Annotated in this window: 2 protein-coding genes; both read left to right on the top strand. The window is 68.2% G+C overall.

The window, feature by feature from the left end; translation table 11 throughout:
• The first annotated feature begins 206 nt into the window (after nucleotides 1–206).
• Nucleotides 207–2,279: an excinuclease ABC subunit UvrB gene (gene uvrB, locus BIU95_RS04865; protein WP_031259778.1), complete on the top strand. Its 2,073-nt coding sequence runs from the start codon at nucleotides 207–209 to the stop codon at nucleotides 2,277–2,279.
• Nucleotides 2,269–2,907 (top strand): SDR family NAD(P)-dependent oxidoreductase (locus BIU95_RS04860; RefSeq protein WP_139179658.1); only part of this gene is annotated, 639 nt, incomplete at its 3' end. The genes uvrB and BIU95_RS04860, both read left to right, overlap by 11 nt.

Genomic DNA, 2,907 nt, shown 5'->3' with positions numbered 1-2,907 from the left:
TCGCCGACCACGTCGTCGACGCGACCGGGACCCTCGAGCGGACGATCCGCTCCGCCGACGAGGTGTGGGCCCGGATCACGGGATGAGCCGTGCGCACCCCGGAGGGCGGTCCGGTCCGGCGCCGTCGGAGGGGACAGTACGCCGAGGGCGAGCAACGTCCTCCGGTGTCAGGGGTGCCGACTAGCGTTGTCCTCATGGGTGTTGCGATCGAACCGACCCGAGCGGTGCGTCCGTTCGAGGTCATCAGCGAGTACTCGCCGAGTGGCGACCAGCCCGCGGCCATCGCGGAACTCGCCGGGCGGATCAACGCCGGTGAGACCGACGTCGTGCTGCTGGGCGCGACCGGTACGGGCAAGTCGGCGACGACCGCGTGGCTCATCGAGCAGGTGCAGCGGCCGACGCTCGTGCTCGCGCACAACAAGACCCTCGCGGCGCAGCTCGCCAACGAGTTCCGCAGTCTGATGCCGAACAACGCGGTCGAGTACTTCGTCTCCTACTACGACTACTACCAGCCCGAGGCGTACGTCCCGCAGACGGACACGTTCATCGAGAAGGACTCCTCGGTCAACGCCGAGGTCGAACGACTCCGGCACTCCACGACGAACTCGTTGCTCAGCCGGCGCGACACCGTCGTGGTCTCCACCGTCTCGTGCATCTACGGCCTCGGCACCCCCGAGCAGTACATGAACGCCTCGGTCGCACTCCACGTCGGCCAGACGATCTCCCGTGACCAGCTCGTGCGCAAGTTCGTCGCCATGCAGTACCAGCGCAACGACGTCGACTTCGCGCGCGGGACCTTCCGGGTGCGCGGCGACACCATCGAGATCATCCCGATGTACGAAGAGCACGCCATCCGCATCGAGATGTTCGGTGACGAGATCGAAGCGCTCTCCTCGCTGCACCCGCTGACGGGCAACGTCATCGACGACCTGCCCGCCGTCTCGATCTTCCCCGCGTCGCACTACGTCGCCGACACCGACGTGATGCACCGGGCGATCGTGTCCATCAAGGAAGAACTCGCGGAACGGCTCGCCGAGCTCGAGGGCCAGGGCAAGCTGCTCGAGGCCCAGCGGCTCCGCATGCGAACGACGTTCGACATCGAGATGATGGAGCAGATCGGGTTCTGCTCCGGCATCGAGAACTACTCGCGGCACATGGACGGCCGCGGCCCGGGTGAGGCACCGCACTGCCTCATCGACTACTTCCCGGACGACTTCCTCATCGTCATCGACGAGTCGCACGTCACCGTGCCGCAGATCGGTGCGATGTACGAAGGCGACGCCTCGCGCAAGCGCACCCTCGTCGAGCACGGGTTCCGTCTGCCGAGCGCGATGGACAACCGCCCGCTGAAGTGGGAGGAGTTCCTGGAGCGCGTCGGCCAGAAGGTCTACCTGTCGGCCACCCCCGGCCGTTACGAGCTCGGGGTCACCGACAGCGTGGTCGAGCAGATCATCCGCCCGACCGGCCTCATCGACCCCGAGATCGTGGTGAAGCCGAGCGACGGCCAGATCGACGACCTGCTCGAGGAGATCAAGCAGCGTGTCGAGAAGGACGAACGCGTCCTCGTCACGACGCTCACCAAGCGCATGGCCGAAGAACTCACCGACTTCCTCGGCAACGCGGGCGTGCGGGTCCGGTACCTGCACTCCGACGTCGACACCCTGAAGCGTGTCGAACTGCTCACCGAGCTGCGGCAGGGCGTGTACGACGTGCTCGTCGGCATCAACCTGCTGCGTGAGGGCCTCGACCTGCCCGAGGTGTCGCTCGTCGCCATCCTCGACGCCGACAAGGAAGGCTTCCTCCGTTCATCGACGTCGCTCATCCAGACGATCGGTCGTGCCGCCCGCAACGTGTCGGGCCAGGTGCTCATGTACGCCGACAAGATGACCGACTCGATGAAGATCGCGATCGAGGAGACCGACCGCCGTCGCGAGAAGCAGGTGGCGTACAACCTGGAGCGCGGGATCGACCCGCAGCCACTGCGCAAGAAGATCGCCGACATCACCGAGGTCCTGCAGCGCGAGAACGACGACACGAAGGCGCTCCTGCAGGGCCGCCCCGGTACGGACGGCCGTCGTTCGCCGACGCCGAACCTCAAGCGCGGGGGCATCGCGGGCGAGGGCGCAACGCAGCTCGGGGCCACCATCGCCGACCTCAACGACCAGATGCTGCAGGCGGCGGCCGAGCTGAAGTTCGAGCTCGCAGCCCGACTGCGCGACGAGGTGCAGGACCTGAAGAAGGCCCTGCGCCAGATGGAGTCGGCCGGGCATGTCAGCTGACGCTGCCCGCACGGTCGTCATCACCGGTGCGAGTGCCGGCCTCGGCTACCACGCCGCCGAACAACTGGCCGCGGCCGGACACCGGGTGGTGCTGGCCACGCGCGACCGCGGTCGGGCTGCGGCCGCCGAGCGCAGCATCCGGCGACACGTCGACGGTGCGTCGCTCGCCCACGTCCACCTCGACCTGGCAGACCTCGACTCGGTGCGTGCAGCCGCCGCGGAGCTCGCACAGCTGGAACCCGACGGCGTCGACGCGGTCGTGAACAACGCGGGCGTCGTCGGCGCGTCCACACAGCGGAGCACCGCGCAGGGAACCGAACTGCAGATCGGCACGAACCACCTGGGCCACTTCGCCTGGACCGGCCTCGTGCTGCCCCTGCTCGAACGACGCGCCGGCCGGATCGTGCACCTCGGCTCGATCGCGCACCGGTTCGCACAGCTCGACCCGACGGACCCCCTCGGCGTCGGCCGCTACTCCAACCATCGCCAGTACGCCCGGAGCAAGCTCGCCGTGATGCTGTTCGGGTTCGAGCTCGCCGAGCGGCTGGCCGATTCGGGGTCGCCCGTGTCGAGCGTCGTGGCGCACCCCGGTCTGTCACTCGACCGGCTGTCGCCGGTCCGACCGGAC

Source organism: Curtobacterium sp. MCBA15_007 (genome assembly GCF_001864905.1).
GTDB lineage: Bacteria > Actinomycetota > Actinomycetes > Actinomycetales > Microbacteriaceae > Curtobacterium > Curtobacterium poinsettiae.
Note: the sequence above shows the minus strand (reverse complement) of the source record. Positions and strands in the feature narration are given on the sequence as shown.